18 protein-coding genes and 1 tRNA gene are annotated in these 17,177 nt (G+C 61.4%); 6 read left to right on the top strand and 13 right to left on the bottom strand.

The window, feature by feature from the left end; translation table 11 throughout:
• The 5 genes from GR197_RS25570 to GR197_RS25550 form a co-directional block, all read right to left on the bottom strand.
• A partial coding sequence (locus GR197_RS25570; protein ID WP_164014639.1) for an alcohol dehydrogenase catalytic domain-containing protein occupies window positions 1–529 on the bottom strand: 529 nt, incomplete at its 3' end.
• An 88-nt stretch (window positions 530–617) separates the two neighbouring features.
• Complete coding sequence (locus GR197_RS25565) at window positions 618–2,639, bottom strand: acetyl-CoA carboxylase biotin carboxylase subunit (RefSeq protein WP_164014637.1); 2,022 nt, start codon at window positions 2,637–2,639, stop codon at window positions 618–620.
• 75 nt (window positions 2,640–2,714) lie between these two features.
• Window positions 2,715–3,419 carry a hypothetical protein gene (locus GR197_RS25560; RefSeq protein ID WP_164014635.1) on the bottom strand — a complete coding sequence of 235 codons (705 nt, stop codon included), beginning with the start codon at window positions 3,417–3,419 and terminating at the stop codon, window positions 2,715–2,717.
• 64 nt (window positions 3,420–3,483) lie between these two features.
• A complete protein-coding gene (locus GR197_RS25555) occupies window positions 3,484–4,443 on the bottom strand; it encodes a DMT family transporter (RefSeq protein ID WP_164014633.1) in 960 nt (319 codons plus the stop codon).
• A 127-nt stretch (window positions 4,444–4,570) separates the two neighbouring features.
• Window positions 4,571–4,655 (bottom strand) — tRNA-Leu (locus GR197_RS25550).
• Between the two features lie 182 nt (window positions 4,656–4,837).
• Here GR197_RS25550 and lipB point away from each other — a divergent pair.
• Together lipB and GR197_RS25540 are read left to right on the top strand one after the other, a co-directional pair.
• On the top strand, window positions 4,838–5,557 hold the full coding sequence (gene lipB, locus GR197_RS25545; RefSeq protein ID WP_164014630.1) for a lipoyl(octanoyl) transferase LipB: 720 nt from the start codon (window positions 4,838–4,840) through the stop codon (window positions 5,555–5,557).
• Between the two features lie 161 nt (window positions 5,558–5,718).
• Entirely contained in the window at window positions 5,719–6,363 is a 645-nt protein-coding gene (locus tag GR197_RS25540) for a methyltransferase family protein (protein WP_164014628.1), read from the top strand.
• A gap of 59 nt (window positions 6,364–6,422) precedes the next feature.
• Here the strand turns inward: GR197_RS25540 and GR197_RS25535 are convergent, their stop codons facing one another.
• The 3 genes from GR197_RS25535 to GR197_RS25525 all read right to left on the bottom strand — a co-directional run bounded on the left by GR197_RS25535 (window position 6,423) and on the right by GR197_RS25525 (window position 8,223).
• Window positions 6,423–6,788: a hypothetical protein gene (locus tag GR197_RS25535; RefSeq protein WP_164014626.1), complete on the bottom strand. Its 366-nt coding sequence runs from the start codon at window positions 6,786–6,788 to the stop codon at window positions 6,423–6,425.
• Window positions 6,789–7,096: 308 nt separating this feature from the next.
• Window positions 7,097–7,606, bottom strand: coding sequence for a BON domain-containing protein (locus tag GR197_RS25530; protein ID WP_164014624.1), 510 nt, complete (start codon window positions 7,604–7,606; stop codon window positions 7,097–7,099).
• A 122-nt stretch (window positions 7,607–7,728) separates the two neighbouring features.
• The gene (locus GR197_RS25525) at window positions 7,729–8,223 is read right to left on the bottom strand and encodes a peptide deformylase (RefSeq protein WP_164014622.1); all 495 of its coding nucleotides are present in this window, start codon (window positions 8,221–8,223) and stop codon (window positions 7,729–7,731) included.
• Window positions 8,224–8,476: 253 nt separating this feature from the next.
• Between GR197_RS25525 and mgtE the strand changes: the two genes are divergently transcribed.
• Both mgtE and GR197_RS25515 read left to right on the top strand, forming a co-directional pair.
• Window positions 8,477–9,892, top strand: a complete 1,416-nt coding sequence (mgtE, locus tag GR197_RS25520) for a magnesium transporter (RefSeq protein WP_164014620.1) — start codon at window positions 8,477–8,479, stop codon at window positions 9,890–9,892.
• Window positions 9,893–9,956: 64 nt separating this feature from the next.
• On the top strand, window positions 9,957–10,349 hold the full coding sequence (locus GR197_RS25515; RefSeq protein WP_164014618.1) for a MerR family transcriptional regulator: 393 nt from the start codon (window positions 9,957–9,959) through the stop codon (window positions 10,347–10,349).
• Window positions 10,350–10,361: 12 nt separating this feature from the next.
• On the opposite strand, the gene GR197_RS25510 is transcribed toward GR197_RS25515, so the two are convergent.
• Together GR197_RS25510 and GR197_RS25505 are read right to left on the bottom strand one after the other, a co-directional pair.
• Entirely contained in the window at window positions 10,362–11,351 is a 990-nt protein-coding gene (locus tag GR197_RS25510) for a heparan-alpha-glucosaminide N-acetyltransferase (protein ID WP_164014616.1), read from the bottom strand.
• The gene (locus GR197_RS25505) at window positions 11,351–12,115 is read right to left on the bottom strand and encodes a DUF599 domain-containing protein (RefSeq protein WP_164014613.1); all 765 of its coding nucleotides are present in this window, start codon (window positions 12,113–12,115) and stop codon (window positions 11,351–11,353) included. The genes GR197_RS25510 and GR197_RS25505 overlap by 1 nt, the downstream gene beginning before the upstream one ends.
• A 194-nt stretch (window positions 12,116–12,309) precedes the next feature.
• On the opposite strand from GR197_RS25505, the gene GR197_RS25500 reads away from it, so the two are divergent.
• Both GR197_RS25500 and GR197_RS25495 read left to right on the top strand, forming a co-directional pair.
• Window positions 12,310–13,713 carry an L-serine ammonia-lyase gene (locus GR197_RS25500; RefSeq protein ID WP_164014611.1) on the top strand — a complete coding sequence of 468 codons (1,404 nt, stop codon included), beginning with the start codon at window positions 12,310–12,312 and terminating at the stop codon, window positions 13,711–13,713.
• Window positions 13,714–13,774: 61 nt separating this feature from the next.
• Window positions 13,775–14,212, top strand: a complete 438-nt coding sequence (locus tag GR197_RS25495; RefSeq protein WP_164014609.1) for a DUF1489 family protein — start codon at window positions 13,775–13,777, stop codon at window positions 14,210–14,212.
• A 49-nt stretch (window positions 14,213–14,261) separates the two neighbouring features.
• Here GR197_RS25495 and GR197_RS25490 read toward each other — a convergent pair whose 3' ends face one another.
• From GR197_RS25490 to GR197_RS25480, 3 genes are all read right to left on the bottom strand, one after another.
• Window positions 14,262–14,537 carry a hypothetical protein gene (locus GR197_RS25490; protein WP_164014607.1) on the bottom strand — a complete coding sequence of 92 codons (276 nt, stop codon included), beginning with the start codon at window positions 14,535–14,537 and terminating at the stop codon, window positions 14,262–14,264.
• 113 nt (window positions 14,538–14,650) lie between these two features.
• Window positions 14,651–16,216 carry an SPOR domain-containing protein gene (locus tag GR197_RS25485; protein WP_164014605.1) on the bottom strand — a complete coding sequence of 522 codons (1,566 nt, stop codon included), beginning with the start codon at window positions 16,214–16,216 and terminating at the stop codon, window positions 14,651–14,653.
• Between the two features lie 156 nt (window positions 16,217–16,372).
• Complete coding sequence (locus tag GR197_RS25480; RefSeq protein ID WP_164014603.1) at window positions 16,373–17,158, bottom strand: hypothetical protein; 786 nt, start codon at window positions 17,156–17,158, stop codon at window positions 16,373–16,375.
• Between the last annotated feature and the right edge of the window lie 19 nt (window positions 17,159–17,177).

Here is a 17,177-nt window from a genome sequence, read left to right as displayed (position 1 = left end):
CGCCGATGCCGGTGGTCACCCCGCAGCCGATGTAGCAGATCTTGTCGAAGGGGGCGTCGGGATTGACCTTGGCAAGGGCGATCTCCGGCAGCACGGTGAAATTGGCGAAGGTCGAGCAGCCCATATAGTGATGGATCTTGTCCTTGCCGATCGAAAAGCGCGAGGTGCCGTCGGGCATCACGCCCTGGCCCTGAGTCGAGCGGATCGCCGTGCAGAGATTGGTCTTGCGGCTGAGGCAGGAATAACATTCCCGGCATTCCGGCGTGTAGAGCGGGATGACGTGGTCGCCCTTCTTCACCGAGGTGACGCCGGGGCCGACGTCGACGACGATGCCCGCACCCTCATGACCGAGGATGGCCGGGAACAGGCCTTCCGGATCGGCGCCCGACAGGGTGAAATCGTCGGTGTGGCAGATGCCGGTCGCCTTGACCTCGACCAGCACTTCGCCGGCCTTCGGGCCGTCCAACTGCACGGTCATCACTTCGAGCGGTTTTCCGGCAGCAACGGCAACGGCAGCGCGAACGTCCATCTTCACAATCTCCTGGCAATCTATTGGGGCGACCTTGGCACGGTCGGCGAGCCGCGCTCAAGCGAAAACGGCCGCCGGCCTTTTCCGCTCAGGCGAATTCCATGATCACGGCATCGACGGCCAGGCTTTCGCCGGCCGCGGCATTGATCTTCGAAACGACGAGATCGCGGTCGGCGCGCAGGACGTTTTCCATCTTCATTGCCTCGACGATTGCAAGCGTCTCGCCTGCCTTGACCTCCTGGCCTTCGGCAACCGCGATGGCGACGACGAGGCCGGGCATCGGGCAGAGCAGGAGTTTGGAGGTATCGGGCGGCAGCTTCACCGGCATCAGCCTGTCGAGTTCGGCATGACGCGGCGAAAAGACTTTGGCCGTCACCGAAAGCCCCTGCCAGTCGATACGCAAGCCGTTGAGGAGCGGGCGGATCTGCGCGGTGATATTACGGCCGCCGACCTTGCCGCTCCAGACGGGATCGCCCGGTCTCCAGTCGGTGACAACGCTGATGCTCTCGCCGTCGGTCGCCCCCTCGATCGCCATGTCCATATCGAAGGGGATGGTGACGAGGCCATCGAGCAATCTTGCAGCGACGTAGTTGTCACCGATCTTGACCACCCAGTGCTCGCGCAGCGCGCCCGATGCGGCGCGCAGGCGATCGGCGAAATGCTCGCGCCGGTTCGTCTCGATCAGGCAGGCGGACAGCGCAATGGCTGCAAGCGTGGCCTCTTCGGTGCGGTCTGGTTTCATCGGCGCGAAACCGTCCGGATATTCCTCGGCGATGAAGCCGGTGGACAGCCGACCCTCGCGCCAGCGCGGATGTTTCATCAGCGCTGCCAGGAAGGGGACATTGTGCTCAATGCCATCGACGACGAAACCGTCGAGCGCCCGGCCCATGGCCTCGATCGCTTCGCCGCGGGTCGGCGCCCAGGTGCAGAGCTTGGCGATCATCGGATCGTAATACATCGAGATCTCGGCGCCTTCGAAGACGCCGGTATCGTTGCGGACGACGACATTGCCGGTCCGGCCTTCGGCCGGTGGGCGGTAGCGCGTCAGGCGGCCGATCGAGGGCAGGAAATTACGGTAGGGGTCTTCGGCATAGAGCCGGCTTTCGATCGCCCAGCCGTCGAGCCTGATGTCCTCCTGGGTGAGGGGAAGGGGCTCTCCCGCTGCGACACGGATCATCTGCTCGACGAGATCGATGCCGGTGACGAGTTCTGTCACCGGATGTTCGACCTGCAGACGGGTGTTCATTTCGAGGAAATAGAAATTACGGTCGCGGTCGACGATGAATTCGACGGTGCCGGCGCTCTGGTAATCGACCGCTCTCGCCAGCGCCACCGATTGTTCGCCCATCGCCTTGCGGGTTTCTTCGTCGAGGAAGGGCGAGGGCGCCTCTTCCGCCACTTTCTGGTTCCGCCGCTGGATCGAGCATTCGCGCTCGCCGAGATAGACGACGTTGCCATGTGCATCGGCCAGGATCTGGATCTCGATGTGGCGCGGCTCGACGATGAACTTCTCGATGAAGACGCGGTCGTCGCCGAAGGAGCTCTTCGCCTCCGAGCGGGCGCGCTCGAAGCCGTCGCGTACCTCGGACTCATTCCAGGCAATGCGCATGCCCTTGCCGCCGCCGCCGGCCGATGCCTTGATCATGACGGGATAACCGATCCCGCCCGATATCACTTCCGCTTGGGCGGCATCCTCGATAACCCCGAGATGACCGGGCACGGTGGACACGCCGGCGGCATTGGCGAATTTCTTCGATTCGATCTTGTCGCCCATCGCCATGATGGCCTTCGGCTTCGGGCCGATGAAGACGATGCCCTGCGTTTCCAGTTCAGCGCAGAAGGAGGCGCGCTCGGACAGGAAGCCGTAGCCCGGATGCACCGCCTCGGCGCCGGTTGCCTTGCAGGCGGCGATGATCTTTTCAGCAACCAGATAGCTCTCGGAGGCTGCGGCCGGGCCGATATGCACGGCCTCGTCGGCCATCTCGACATGCAGTGCGTCCCGATCCGCATCCGAATAGACCGCAACGGTCAAAATACCCATGCGGCGCGCAGTCTTGATCACGCGGCAGGCGATTTCGCCGCGATTCGCGATCAGGATTTTCTTGAACATCGAGACTCCACCCAGAAATGCGTTCCGGAGTTTTACGCATAAAACACCGGGACGCACAATCAGGCTTAAGCAGCGTCAGGCGACAGCTGCCTGCGAGACGGGTTCCTCGTCGACGATGCGCAGCCAGCGGCTGCGCCGCGGCTCGGCATAGTCGCGTAGCTGGACGGCGGCCATGATGCCGGCCCAGTGCGGATGATTGGCGCCCGGCAGCGTCGCCTGCTCGATCTGCTGGAGCACGCCGTATTCGACCGCCGAGACGGGGATGACACCGCCTTCGGCGACGCTTCTGAAGATGCGCATGGCAAAATCGACGTCCTGGCGGGTAATGCCCCGGCGGTCGACGGCACGCGACAGCTTGTAGCCACCGATATTGTCGGTGATCGCCACACGGAGCTGATCGAGGGCGAGCGCCCTCAATTCACCCGGCACATCGGCCGAAATCTCTATGACGTGGAGAATGAGTTCGAGTTCCAGCGCCGAGTTGACGACACCGTCGGTCGTGAACATGCGCATGATCCAGGCGACGTTGATTTCATCAAGCGAGCCTTGCGGATAGGTGTAGTGGACGATGAAACCGGCGAGCTGCTCGACGAAAAAAGCGTTCCAGGCAGCACATTTTTCAGGGCAGGAATTGTTGAGCGCCAACATCGCCACGACGTCGTCGGATGTCCGGATACCCTCCGGAAAAGCATGTTTGCGCAACAGCACTATATCTTCGGCCGTCAGCCGATGCTTGCCGGCCACGACACAGGCCGGAAAAGCGAGACGAAATTCGCTCATGTTTTAGCTCCAGGCTTCATCATGAAGCCGGAGACAGTTTTAACGCCTGCGAATTGACGATCCCTCAAGAAGAGGAGTTAATCCGATATTCCCGGGTTGAGGAAGATTTTAACGATTGCGCCTGCAGCCGCTCTCGCCAGATGATGAACAGGCCTGATGCGACGATGATGGCGATGCCGATCCATTTGGAAAAGCTCGGGAAATCATTAAATAGCGCGTAGCCGAGAACGGTCGCCGAGATGATCTCGAAGTATTGGAACGGCGCAAGCAGCGACAGCGGTGCGAGACGGAAAGCCCGGACGATGAGCATATGCGCATATCCGGAGATCGAGCCGAGGGCGAGAAGCAGGACAAGACCGAGGCCGGAGGCGGGCAGAGAGACGGAAAAATCGGCATTGCCGGAACTGCTTCCGACGAGAAGGGCGGCCGCCATGAAGAGCGTTCCGCCGATGCCGGCCATCGTCTGCATGGTCAGCGGCGAATCGGCTTCGCCGATGGCGCGGTTGAGGAACAGATAGAGCGAGAACAGAAAGGCGCAGGCGACCGGCAGCAACGCCTTCAGGCCGAAAATCTCGTAACTCGGCTGAATGACGATCATTGCGCCGCCGAAACCGACGACGATCGCCATCCAGCGTCGCCAGCCGACCTTTTCCCCGAGAAACAGCGCCGACATGGCCGTCAGCATGAAGGGTTCGACGAAATAGATGGCAAAGACATCGGCAAGCGGCATGTATTTGACGGCGACGAAGAAAAGCAGGCTCGCGCCACCGTGCAGCACGCCGCGCAGAAGGTTCATCCATGGCCGTCGAGCCGAGAGCGCCTTCAGCCCGAAAAGGGCAAAGAGAATCGGCAGGGTGCAGGCGACCTGGAAGAAGAATCGGTAAAAGGTTACCTGGCCAGGCGACATCGCCTCGAACGTCGCCATGTATTTGGCGATGGCATCCATGACCGGCAGGATCAGCATGGCGCCGGACATGATCGCCATGCCCTGCAGGGAGTTTTGGTGGGCTGGATGCTCTGACATGACGGCCGATTCTTGGCAGGAATGACGCCATCAACCATGAGATGGCCGGGCGATCAAGCCGAGCAACCGCAAATAGCTTCGAGGTGAAATCGAAATCGTCGCTTCAAAAGCGTTTCCCAGAGGGAAATGGTGCGGTCGAGAAGACTCGAACTTCCACGGGTTGCCCCACAGCGACCTCAACGCTGCGCGTCTACCAATTCCGCCACGACCGCATCGTGGTAGGTGCCGATTTGCGTCGGCGGGGCAGCATGTAGCAAAAGCATTTGGGGTGCACAAGGGCGATATGACAGTTTTTTTCAAAAGCGGTCGCAGCATTTGAATTGCCCCTGAAACGGGTCCATATAGCTGTCCTGCCGCCCCCTTTTTCCAGGCATTTCGGGGAGGGCGGCAAGGAATGGCCATGCTTCGCACCGATCTCGAATTCTCCATGCTCCCGAATCCCGGTACCCGGCCGGTGCGTTGGCGCATCGCCGATGGCCTCGTTGCTTATGAGGAGGCCGTGGAGACAATGGAGCGCGAGGTGGCGGCGATATCCGAAGGCGGCGATGAACTCGTCTGGCTTGTCGAACATCCGCCGCTCTATACCGCCGGCACCAGCGCCAATGCCAGGGATCTCGTCCAGCCGGACCGTTTTCCGGTTTTTGCCACCGGGCGCGGCGGTGAATATACCTATCATGGACCCGGCCAGCGCGTCGCCTATGTGATGCTTGATCTGAAGCGCAGGCGCCAGGACGTGCGCGCCTTCGTCACCGCGCTTGAAGATGTCGTCATCCGCACGCTCGATATGATGAATGTGCGCGGCGAGCGGCGTGAAGACCGCGTCGGCGTCTGGGTACGGCGGCCGGAAAAGCCGTTGCTTGCCGATGGAACGATGGCCGAGGACAAGATCGCCGCCCTCGGGATCAGGCTGCGGAAATGGGTGACCTTCCACGGATTGTCGCTCAACGTCGATCCCGATCTCGATCATTTCGGCGGCATCGTGCCCTGCGGGATTTCAGCCTATGGCGTCACCAGCCTCGTCGATCTCGGCTTGCTTGTGATGATGACGGATGTCGATATCCGGCTGCGCACCGCCTTCGAGGCGGTTTTCGGCGAAACGACGAGCGAAAACTGATCGTTGCCGACGGCAATTGGCCTTTCATCGCCGCCCGATTCTGCGGTCGGCAAGGCCGATAACCTCCGCGCATTCAGATATGAGTGAAGGCCTTAACTTATTATTAGCGTCGACGCATGTATAGGACACGACAATCTTGTGATGCGGAAGTCTTGCAAATAATGAAAAAACAGGCAGCGGCAAGCTGGTCATTCTTCGACGTGTATTTCGTTCTCGACATTCTCGAGAAAGTCCTTATCGGTTATTTCTTCGCTGCGATCGTCATGCGTATGCTGCCGCAGATGCAGGACAACAGGGCGATCATCGACGGCCTGCTGCTGGTCTCCGAGGCGGCCGCCACTTTCCTGATCCTGACGCGCCGACCAACGAGAAACGCATCGTTGCGCCTGTTTGACTGGATGGTCACCGCAATCGGCACACTCTTCCCGCTGCTCGTCTCCCCATCCGCGACAGAGCCGCTTGCGCCGCTCGCACTGTGCGGTTCGGTGATGGCGCTCGGTTTTGTGCTGCAAATCTCGGCAAAGCTGTCATTGCGGCGAAGCTTCGGCCTGGTGCCGGCCAATCGCGGTATCAAGGTCGGCGGACCCTACAAGTTTGTTCGCCATCCGATGTATGCGGGCTATCTGATGACACATATCGGATTTTTCATGGCTCATCCGGGCCTTTGGAATTTTGCCATCTATGCAACGGCGCTTGCCGCACAATGTTTCCGCCTCTTGGCGGAGGAGCGCCTGCTCCAGCAGGATCCTGCTTACACGGCCTTCATGGCCACGACACGCTATCGGCTGGTTCCGTTCGTGTTTTAAGACTGCGGGGAACGATTGAAAAAGAGAAGGGCCGGATTCCGGCCCTTTCTTTTAGTTGATCAATGCGTCGCGCGGCATGCGTCGGTGCGGGAAGCGCCGCTATCGGCACCCTTGGTGTGGGAGCCGCTCGGGCCAATCATGCTGTGGCACGGGGGCAGGGCTTTGATGCTTGCCGTTGTGGTTTTGTCAACGGCAGGGGCCGCCATCGCGCTCGGGGCGAAGCCGTCGCTGTCATTGGTATAATCGCTGGAATAGGCCGGGGCCTTGCGGTTGCTGTAGTGGACGGGAGCCGGCTTCGACATCGGGCTCGGCGAAAAGCCGTCGCTATCGTTGGTATAGTCGTCGGAATATCCCGGCTGGGCGAGGGCAGCGCCTGCAAGGCTGACGGCGAACAGTGACGCGGCAAGGGCAAATTTGATGCGCATGGGTCTATCTCCTCAATCTGCTGTTGAATTTCACAACATAAACTAACCCTCGGCACTTGCGAGTTCGCGCCCCAATTCAGGCAATTTTGTGTTAAACGGACGGCGTGGCCGCGACCTTTTGTCCAAATGAAATCACAGTGTTGTCAACGAAATTGACGTACTCGTTACACAAGCCGCCTAAGCAAAAGGTCTAAATTGCGATGCAATCTGGAATTGTTAACTTTTGGTAATGTTGGACGGCTGGAATTTGACAGGGACTGTCGGGAGACATCGATGCCTCCCGCATGATTTCGATCTCCTGCTGCCGGTCAGTCCTCGTTCGGGATATGCGCGTCGACACCGGTCAGCTGCAGTTTGTTGCGGACATGGCGGACGCCATCGACCGAAAGGGCACTGAGCTCGACCTTGCGGGCGATGCCGATCGTCTCCACCGAACCTTCCAGGGTAATGACGTGCCCGTCTGCATGAACCTCAATGCTGTCCATGTCGAGATCCGGGATGGCTTCGAGATGATCGTTCACCCGCGCTTCAAGGTCATCGCTTTCATCGCGGTCGATGGTATCGGGGCGGAGCGAATCCTTCAGGCGGTTCTCGTTGCCCTCTGCGTCCGTACCGTCGATCCGGAAGCCTTTGTTGGGATCGCTGTCGAAATTTGCCGCGGTCTCGCCATAGGGGCGGTTTGCCGGGTCGGCACCGGTGCCGTCGGCATAGGGCCAGCCGTCGTCGAGATTGCGTTCCTCGAGGTCACGATAATCTTCCTCCCGGGAGAGCTCGGGCTTCTCCCGGGAAAACTGGGTCTTGTCACCGATCCTTGCCATTACGGTCGCTCCTTGTTTCGCTGAGGGGGGTCGCTGAGTGATTTCTCTGCGGGAAACGCCGGCAGTGGCGAATGGTTCGGTGCCGGTGGCGATTTGTCAGCCCTGATCGTCAGCGCCGCTTCTCAAATTGATGCCTTCTCCCATTTTTTCACGAGACGGTCGCGTTTCAGCCGCGAGAGGCGTTGCAGCCAGAAAATGCCGTCGAGCTGGTCGACCTCGTGCTGGATGCAGATGGCGTGGAAACCTTCGGCTGCCTCCTCGTGCAGGGTGCCCTCGGCATTCTGGTAACGGAAGCGGATCGCGCGCGGCCGCGTGACCTCTTCGGTGGCGCCGGGCATGGAGACGCTGCCTTCGGCATGGGACATCGTTTCGTTCGAGAGCCAGGTGATCTCCGGGTTGATGTAGAGGCGCACGCCGTCCGTCTTGTCGAGTTCCAGCACCGTAACCCGGCTAAAGACGCCGATATGGGCGGCGGTGATGCCGACGCCGGGCGCCGCCCGCATCGTCGCCACCAAGTCGTCGGCAAGCTCGGCGAGCGACGAATCGAAGTCTGTCACCGGTGCGCAGACGGTCTTCAGACCAGGATGCGGATAACGCAGAATCGGACGGAGGGGCATCAGGCAGGCTTTCTTTTGTTGGCCGGGGTTTGGACGGGCTGGCGAAACTATCGCCGGCCGCGGGCATTGTCATCAAGAGGCAGGTTTGCGGCTTTACGGCAGGGATGCTTTGGGCTAGCAGAAGCCATGAATTCCCACCGCGGGAGCGTCGAGCGGGACTGGCTTATCTGCTTGTTGACAATGTGTTTTCCGCCGACATTTGCAAATGTGGCGCTGTAGTCGTTGAAATTCGAACCAGATGCGAGGGCGGCAGATGACGACGACCGATGGGGAAGACCGCATCCGCAGGCGTTCTGAGGACGAGGAAGCCGATATCTACGACGAGGACGGCAATGTCCGCAGCGATTTCCTGGCGCTGGTCGGCGCCGCGATCGCCGACCGCGACACGGTGTTCCTGCGCCAGAATGTTGCCCGGCTGCATGAATCTGAGATAGGCGACCTGCTGGAAGCGATCCAGCCGGACCAGCGCCTGGCGCTGGTGCGTCTGCTCGGCGACGATTTCGACATGACGGCGCTGACCGAGGTCGACGAGGCGATCCGCCGCGAAATTGTCGACCAGATGCCGAACGAGCAGATCGCCGCGGCGATCGGCGATCTCGATTCGGACGACGCCGTCTATATTCTCGAAGATCTCGACAAGGAAGACCGGGAAGAGATCCTCGCTCAGCTGCCGTTTACCGAGCGGGTCAGGCTGCGCCGGGCGCTCGACTATCCCGAAAGCTCGGCCGGGCGCCGCATGCAGACGGAATTCGTCGCCGTGCCGCCGTTCTGGACTGTGGGACAGACGATCGACTACATGCGTGACGAGGAAGATCTGCCCTATTCCTTCTCGCAGATCTTCGTCATCGATCCGACCTTCAAGCTGCTCGGCGCCGTCGATCTCGATCAGATCCTGCGCACAAAGCGGCAGACGAAGATCGAGCAGATCATGCGCGAGACCAACCATCCGGTTCCGGCCGAGATGGACCAGGAGGAGGCGGCCCAGCTATTCGAGCAGTACGACCTTCTGTCGGCCGCCGTCGTCGACGAGAACGGCCGGCTGGTCGGCGTGCTGACCATCGACGACGTCGTCGACGTCATCCACGAGGAGGCGGACGAGGATATCAAGCGGCTTGGCGGCGTCGGCGACGAAGAACTGTCGGACAATGTGCTTTCGACGGCGCGTTCGCGGTTCCTGTGGCTCTTGATCAATCTCGGCACGGCGATGCTGTCGGCCAGCGTCATCGGCCTGTTCGACGCCTCGATCGAGAAGATGATCGCACTTGCCGTGTTGATGCCGATCGTCGCCTCGATGGGCGGCAATGCCGGCACGCAGACGATGACGGTGACGGTGCGCGCGCTCGCTACCCGCGATCTCGACATCTACAATGCCGGCCGCATCATCCGCAGGGAGGCCGGCGTCGGCATCCTCAATGGTGTCGTTTTCGCGACGATCATGGGTTTGATCGCCGGCACCTGGTTCCACGACTATCAGCTCGGCGGGGTAATTGCGGCGGCGATGATCATCAATCTGATGGCGGCGGCGCTTGCCGGCATCCTGCTGCCGCTGCTGCTCGACAAGGTGGGAGCCGACCCGGCAATCGCCTCCTCGGTCTTCGTGACGACGGTGACCGACTGTACCGGCTTCTTCGCCTTCCTCGGCATCGCCACTTGGTGGTTCGGCATCTGAGCGGTCCGACGAAATTGACTATTACGTAAAAGTCAATATTATGCCGGTTCATGACGGGGAACCCATGCTGGTGAACAAATATTATAGCATAACGGAGCTGACGCGCGAATTCGGGGTCTCGACGCGCACGCTTCGCTTCTACGAAGACGAGGGACTGATTCATCCGGAGCGGCGAGGGCGCACCCGTCTCTTTCGCCAGGCCGACCGACGGCTCATCGGCGAAATTCTGCGCGGCCGGCGCATCGGCTTCACCATCGCGGAGATCCGCGAGATCATCCAGGTCTACAAGGAGCCACCGGGCGAACTCGGTCAATTGAAGTTGCTGATGAAACGCATCGACGAGAAGCGCGACGACCTGCGCCAGAAGCGCAAGGATATCGACGACACGCTGGTGGAACTCGACAATATCGAAGAGGCCTGCCTCGGCCGCCTCGCCGAAATCGGCGTCACCACCTGAGCGGAACGAAACTTATTCCGCCTCGGCGCTGCATTCGGCGGCGATCGTCTGAACCCGCTCGTCATTTTCTATATCGATGGCGCCCGCCTGCAGCGGCGTGAACAGGGCCTGAGCCTGCAATTTCTCCAATGTGCACTGGCAGAAGCTGTGGCAGAGCGCTTCGCCCTGCTGCATGACGCAAGAGGTGTTGCATTGCCTCAGGTAAGTCGCGACCGGATCCGGCGCCTGCGGTGGGACGACGAGGGAAAGCCCGTAGGCGATGGCGATCAATACCGGCTGGTGAATGAGGTAGAAAGCAAGGCTGTGGCGGCCAAGCCTTGCCGGCCACCAGGAACCGGTGCCGATGGCGGCAAGCCGATGCAGCAGTCTGGTTCTGATGGCGATCGAGGCGAAGCTCAATCCAGCAAAAAAGGGCGTTGCCCAGGGAAACAGCGGCACATAGTCGTTGGACCGTTCCGGCATCACCGCAAGGCCGATCCAGGCGAGATATCTCGGATCGAAGAAGGATGAGCGAAGCAGGCCGGGTGTGCCGAAATTATCGGTAAGCCAGGCGGCAATGAGCACCACAGTCGCGATGAGCGTGACGGCGAGCGGCAATCTCAAAAACACGATGCCGATCAGCGTCAACACCGCGATGCAGTGCAGGATGCCGAAATAGATCCACTCGTTCGGCATCGCGATGCGCGTGGCGATCGAGATGACTACGGCTCCCGCGGCAATCATGCCGAAACGCTTCCAGAAGGCGGGCCAGCGGACCTCGGGCATGCTCGACAGCACCAGGCTGATGCCGACGATGAAAATAAACGTCGTGGCGATCGCTCGGGCATAGATCTTCAGCCAGCCTGTCTCGGCCGTGCCCGACGCGAGATAGCCCATGAACTCCATATCCCAGCTGAAATGATAGCTTGCCATGGCGATCAGCGCGAGACCGCGCGCCGTGTCCAATAGGCCGATGCGCGGCGGCTTTACCGCCGCATCGGCTTGCGTTGCCGGCAATGTCATTAAAGTCCCTCGGGCAAATCACGTCCGTCGCTCGACGGCATGTCGCGGCTGAACGCGGAAAGGTGGAGATTCGATGGCGGGCCGGCATCCATGATCGCCAGCCGCGCCTGCGAGAAGAATTGCCGCCGCGTCAGAACGAAGATGACGATCGCCGTCGTCAGCATGAAGACATAGGGGTTGATGAACCAGCCGAGATAACCGATCGACAGGAAGATCGCCCTGAGGCCTTCGTTGAAATTGCTGCCGGCAATGACATTCATGCGGATGACCCGTTCGGCGGCTCGCTCGGCGGCGATGACGTCGCGTTCGGTATCGCGCAGCATCGGGATCGAGCCGAACAGAATGGTGCAGTAGTTGAACAACCGATAGGACCAGCCGAACTTGAAGAAGGCGTAGCCGAACAGCACTGCCAGCCCGCCGACCTTCATCTCGAAGACGGCATGGCCGCCATGCAAGACGAAGGGCAGGTCGGCGAAGACGGCGTCGACTTTCTCCGTCGCCCCGAGCAGCGCGAAGCAACTGCCCAATGCGAAGATCGAGGTCGAAGCGAAGAAGGCGGTGCCGTTCTGCAGGCCGGCCATGATCTGCGTGTCGATCATCTTCAGGTCGCGGCGCAGCGAATTATAGATCCATTCGCGCCGCCGTTCGATCATCGCATGGGTGAGGCTGGTGCGTCCGAAGAAGGTGCGGCCATGCAGCAGCCAGGAATAGCCCATCCAGACGCAGGCAAAGAAGGCCAGAGCGATATAGTCCGCCGTCGTCATCAGTGATTCAGTCTCCGCATGCAGTGCGGCCACCTTACATATGCATCGGAATGCTGCAATGACTGGTAAGGTGGGCCTCATCGTTTTAGTGTTGAGCCGCAATGTCGCACCGGCTCCATGCGATGTCGGTGGCCCGCACGGATTGAAAACCGGCATCGCTTAAGCTTGCTTCCTCGTAATCAGAAGGCGCATCCATGTTTCTCTCGGTATTCGATGTCTTCAAGATCGGTGTCGGGCCCTCGAGTTCGCACACGATGGGTCCGATGTCGGCCGCCAACCGGTTTCTCGACCTGATCCTGTCTGACGAATGGCCGCGTCCGTCATCGGGCGCCCAGGTCGTTGCGATCAAGGTCAGCCTGCACGGCTCGCTTGCCCATACCGGCATCGGCCACGGCACCGGCAGGGCGGTCATTCTCGGCCTGATGGGGGAGGCGCCCGACAGCGTCGATCCCGACCGCATGGACGGCATCGTCGACACGGTGGAACGCACTGGCCGCATCACGCCGGAGGGGCATCCCGCCTATCAGTTTCAGCCGAAGACCGACCTGATCTTCGACAAGAAGCAGCCGCTGCCCGGCCATGCCAACGGCATGGTCTTTTCCGCTTTTGACAGGGACGGCCGGCTGCTCGTCAAGCGCGTCTATTATTCGGTCGGCGGCGGCTTCGTCGTCACCGATACCGAGCTGGAGCAGATGCGGGCGAAGAAGAACGCGGCCGGCGGCACGCGCGTGCCCTATCCCTTCTCCACCGCAAAACAGATGCTCGAGATGGCGGAGCGCTCCGGGCTGTCGATCGCCCAGATGAAGCGGGCAAACGAGGAGAGCCAGCGCAGCCAGGAGGAGCTCGATCAGGGGCTCGACCGTATCTGGGAAGCGATGCGTTCCTGTATCGAGCGCGGCCTCAAGGTCGAAGGCATCATGCCGGGCGGCCTCAACGTCAAGCGCCGCGCCCGCAGGATACACGACAAGCTCGAAGAGGAGTGGCGCAGCAACCGCGTCAACCCGCTGCTCGCCAATGATTGGCTGAGCGTCTATGCGATGGCCGTCAACGAGGAGAATGCCGCCGGGGGGCGCGTCGTCACGGCGCCGACCAATGGCGCGGCCGGCGTCATCCCGGCGACGATCCGCTACTACGAGCATTTCCACGAGGACTGGGATCAAAACGGCATCCGTGACTACCTGCTGACGGCTGCGGCCATCGGCGGCATCATCAAGCACAATGCCTCGATCTCGGGCGCCGAGGTCGGCTGTCAGGGCGAAGTCGGCTCGGCAGCGGCCATGGCGGCCGCAGGCCTTGCCGCCGTCATGGGCGGCACGCCGGAGCAGATCGAGAACGCCGCCGAGATCGCGCTTGAACATCATCTCGGCATGACCTGTGATCCGGTTGCGGGCCTGGTGCAGGTTCCCTGCATCGAGCGCAACGCACTCGGCGCTGTCAAGGCAGTCACCGCGGCGTCACTTGCCGTCAAGGGCGACGGCCAGCACTTCGTGCCGCTCGATGCCTGTATCGAGACGATGCGCCAGACCGGCCACGACATGAGCGAGAAATACAAGGAAACCTCGACCGGCGGCCTTGCCGTCAACGTCGTCGAATGCTGAGTTTGTGGACGCGTGATGGTTCTCGCTTGACGCCTACCGCCAAAAGGATTTCAACGGCGGCATGGCATTGCATCTCATCAAACTCTGCGTCGGCGCCGACTCGATAGACGATCTGCGCGAATGGGTGGCCGAACGCTCGCTCAGCGCCATCGCCGCCGGGCTGGAGCCGCATTCGGTACACACGACCCGCATGGTGCCGAAACGCATGGACGAGCTGCTCGATGGCGGCTCGCTCTATTGGGTGATCAAGGGGCAGGTGCAGGCGCGGCAGAGGCTGCTCGGCATCGAGACCTTTACCGACGGCGAGGGCATATCGCGCTGCCGCCTGATGCTTGGCCCGGAGGTTATCGAGACGGCCGTGCAGCCGAAGCGTCCGTTCCAGGGGTGGCGTTATTACACTGAAGATGATGTGCCGCGCGACCTGATGAGCCTTGGGGCCGGCATTGTCGAAATGCCCGCGGACCTTCGCCGCGAGCTGACCGAACTCGGTCTGCTTTAACGTCTGTCGCCCCAAAACGCGTCCTGGTTCCGGGCGACAGTACCAAGCTTCAGCGCAGGCGCAGCTGCACCGGCACACTGCCGTCCTGCGAGGTCACATGTAGATGGATGCGGGCCTCTGGCTGGGAGTAGCGCCAGGCGCGGGCACCATGGCTCAGCAGCAGATTGATGAGATCGCGGGTCTTCGGAGACTTCGCCTTCGGCCGCTGCAGGCCCATTTCGGCCAGCCGCAACGCCGCCTCGTGCAAAGGATGCAGCGATGAACGCCCCTTGGCCGGCATGCGGCGGTCTGAAGGCATTCCCGGAACATTCTCATTGATTGCCATTGTCTTCCCCGTACGCAACACTGATCGAGTTCAAGAACGGTGGCCGGAAACGCAAACACCGATTCCGGCCATTACCGATGCCGCCGACCATTTTGCAGGCAGCATCGAATAGCTCATTGGGCAGCCGCCCAGCACTTGATGCCGGCCTTCTTCAAGGCCTTGCAGGCATTGACCGCATCGCGCTGGTCGTCGAAACCACCGAAGCGGGCGCGATAGAGCTGGTCACCGCCAGCCGCATAGGCGACTGCGAAAGGCTTTGCCGAGGCCAATGCCCTGCCACCCTTGCTCTTGGCGCTCGCCAGGAGGTCCATGGCCATCTGCCGGCTCGGCGAGACGCCGACCTGCACGACCCAGCCGGCCGGGCCATTGTCGGCTGAAGCGGCACTGGTCGAAGTCGGGGTGGTCGAAGCGGTGGTGACATTATCGACCGCCGTATCGTCCCGTTCCTGCGGCATGGCAGCGGGTGCCGGTTTCGGCACGGCGAGCGATGCCTGCTGCTTGAAGGTCGTGGTCTTGACCTTGGTCGGCGCCGGCATCGGCTGGGCTACCAGCGGGTTGTCGGACTTCGACTGAGCGGTCTCGATATAGGCGACCTCGGTCTCGGCGACTTGATAGCGCGCATCCGGCAGCGGGCCTTTGTGCGGCAGGCTGAGATCGGCGACGGCAGCCGAAACCGGCGGCTGCGCTGCGGTGATGGTCTTGGCTATTTGCGGCGGGGCCTTCTGCTGGGTCTTCTGCGGCATGACCGGGGCAGGTGTCTCGATCATCGCCGGGGCAGGGGCCGCCTCTGCGATCAGTGCTGACGATCCGCCGCGGCTCGATGCCTTCGGCAGGTAGGTGGCGATCAGGTTGCGCATCTGGGTATCGCGGGCGGGCGTCGAGGCGCCGCCGAGCACGACACCGACGATCGACTTGCCGTCGACCTGCACCGAGCTGACCAGATTGAAGCCGGCAGCGCGGGTGTAACCGGTCTTGATGCCGTCGACGCCACGCACGGAACCGACCAGGCGGTTGTGGCTGCGGATCGTGCGGGTGCCGAACTTGAAGGCGCGGGTGGAGAAATAGCCGTAATATTGCGGAAAATGCTGGCGAAGAGCGATGCCGAGGCGGGCCTGGTCGCGCGCCGTCGTCATCTGCGCGGTATTCGGCAGGCCGTTGGCATTGCGATAGGTGGTGCGCGTCATGCCGAGCGCATGCGCCTTGGCGGTCATCAACTGGGCGAAACGATCCTCGCTGCCGCCACCGAGCATTTCGCCGAGCGCGGTTGCGGCATCATTGGCCGACAGGGTGACGAGGCCGAGAATGCCTTGCTCGACGGTGATCGTGCCGCCGGCGCGAACGCCGAGCTTGGTCGGCGCCTGGGCTGCCGCATGAGCGGAGAAGGGAACCGGCGTGTCGAGACGGATGCGACCCTGCTCCAACGCCTCGAAGGTCATGTAGATGGTCATCATCTTGGTCAAGGAGGCGGGGTATTGCAGCCGGTCGGCATTCTCGCTGTAGAGAACATTGCCGGTCTTGGCGTCGACGACGATGCCTGCATATTTCGAATTCGCCGCTTCAGCTTCGGCGCTTACCGAATCGACCAGGATGATCGTGACGGCCACCGAAAGGATCGCCAGCAGCTTGGCGAAAAAGCTGCCGGATCGGGACGATGATACGGGGGAGACTGACCTTGACACTATTCCACTCTTCGCTTTGCATTTCAGATACTTGGGACTTCAACTATCGGCAGGAACCGCACACCTCCCGCCGTACAGCCCGTCTTTCAAATCTACCGATTGGGCGTTACCAATCCGTTTATGATGAATCGTTTATTTCGCTGTCCGGGGAGCATTTTAGGGACTTGTTGCAGAACGGTTCACAAGACGCGCTTCCACAAAGGTGCGGATAGCGGCATCAATATGTTCCCAATCGTCGAGATGGCTGCTTGAGAAACGGTAGAGAACGCTGAGATCCCTGCCGACCTTGATATCGCGCTGACAATCCCCGCTCGACGCCGTGTCAGGGACGGAAGGCAACAGGCAGCGGACGACGTAATCCGGCCCGCCTTTGACAGGCGCCGTCAGCAGCACATCGTCGCCGTAACCGGCGTCGGCGCGAAGGCGGTGCAGCATCAGGCCGTCGCGGAAGGGTGCGGCCGGTCCTTCGAGCAGATGCGAATAGATCGGCTCCAGCCGCCCGGACATGTCGCGCGACATGGTGCTCTGGGTAATCTGCAGGAAGATCAGGCCGGAGGATTGGGCGATATCGTCGAAACGAAGGTGGTTCTCCTTGCCGTAGCCCTGCATATCAGGCCAGGCGAGATAGAGATCGACACGCTCGGCCGCGCCGTCATGCCTTTGACTGGGGAAACGGATGGCATTTTCGGGGAATTTCACGGTGTCGCGGCCGATGGCCAGCGTGATCTCGACCGTGCTGTCGGTGTTGCCGGCAAGCGAGATATGCCGGCCGAACCAACGGCCGCCGATGCTGATGGCAACCGTCAGGACCGCCAGCACGGCGATGACCGCCATCGTGCGGATGAGGAAGCCCGTGGAAAAAAGCGGCTGCTCGTCGGGTGCGCTGTGCGCGGCATGGCTCATGGCGGTTCTTCGTGTTTCGGTCCGCCGCAGGAGGAACATGAGCCGCCGGTGCCGATGA

The organism is Rhizobium phaseoli (genome assembly GCF_010668805.1).
GTDB classification, from domain to species: Bacteria; Pseudomonadota; Alphaproteobacteria; order Rhizobiales; family Rhizobiaceae; genus Rhizobium; species Rhizobium phaseoli_A.
The sequence above is the reverse complement of the archived record's forward strand: the minus strand, read 5'-3'. Positions and strand labels throughout refer to the sequence as shown.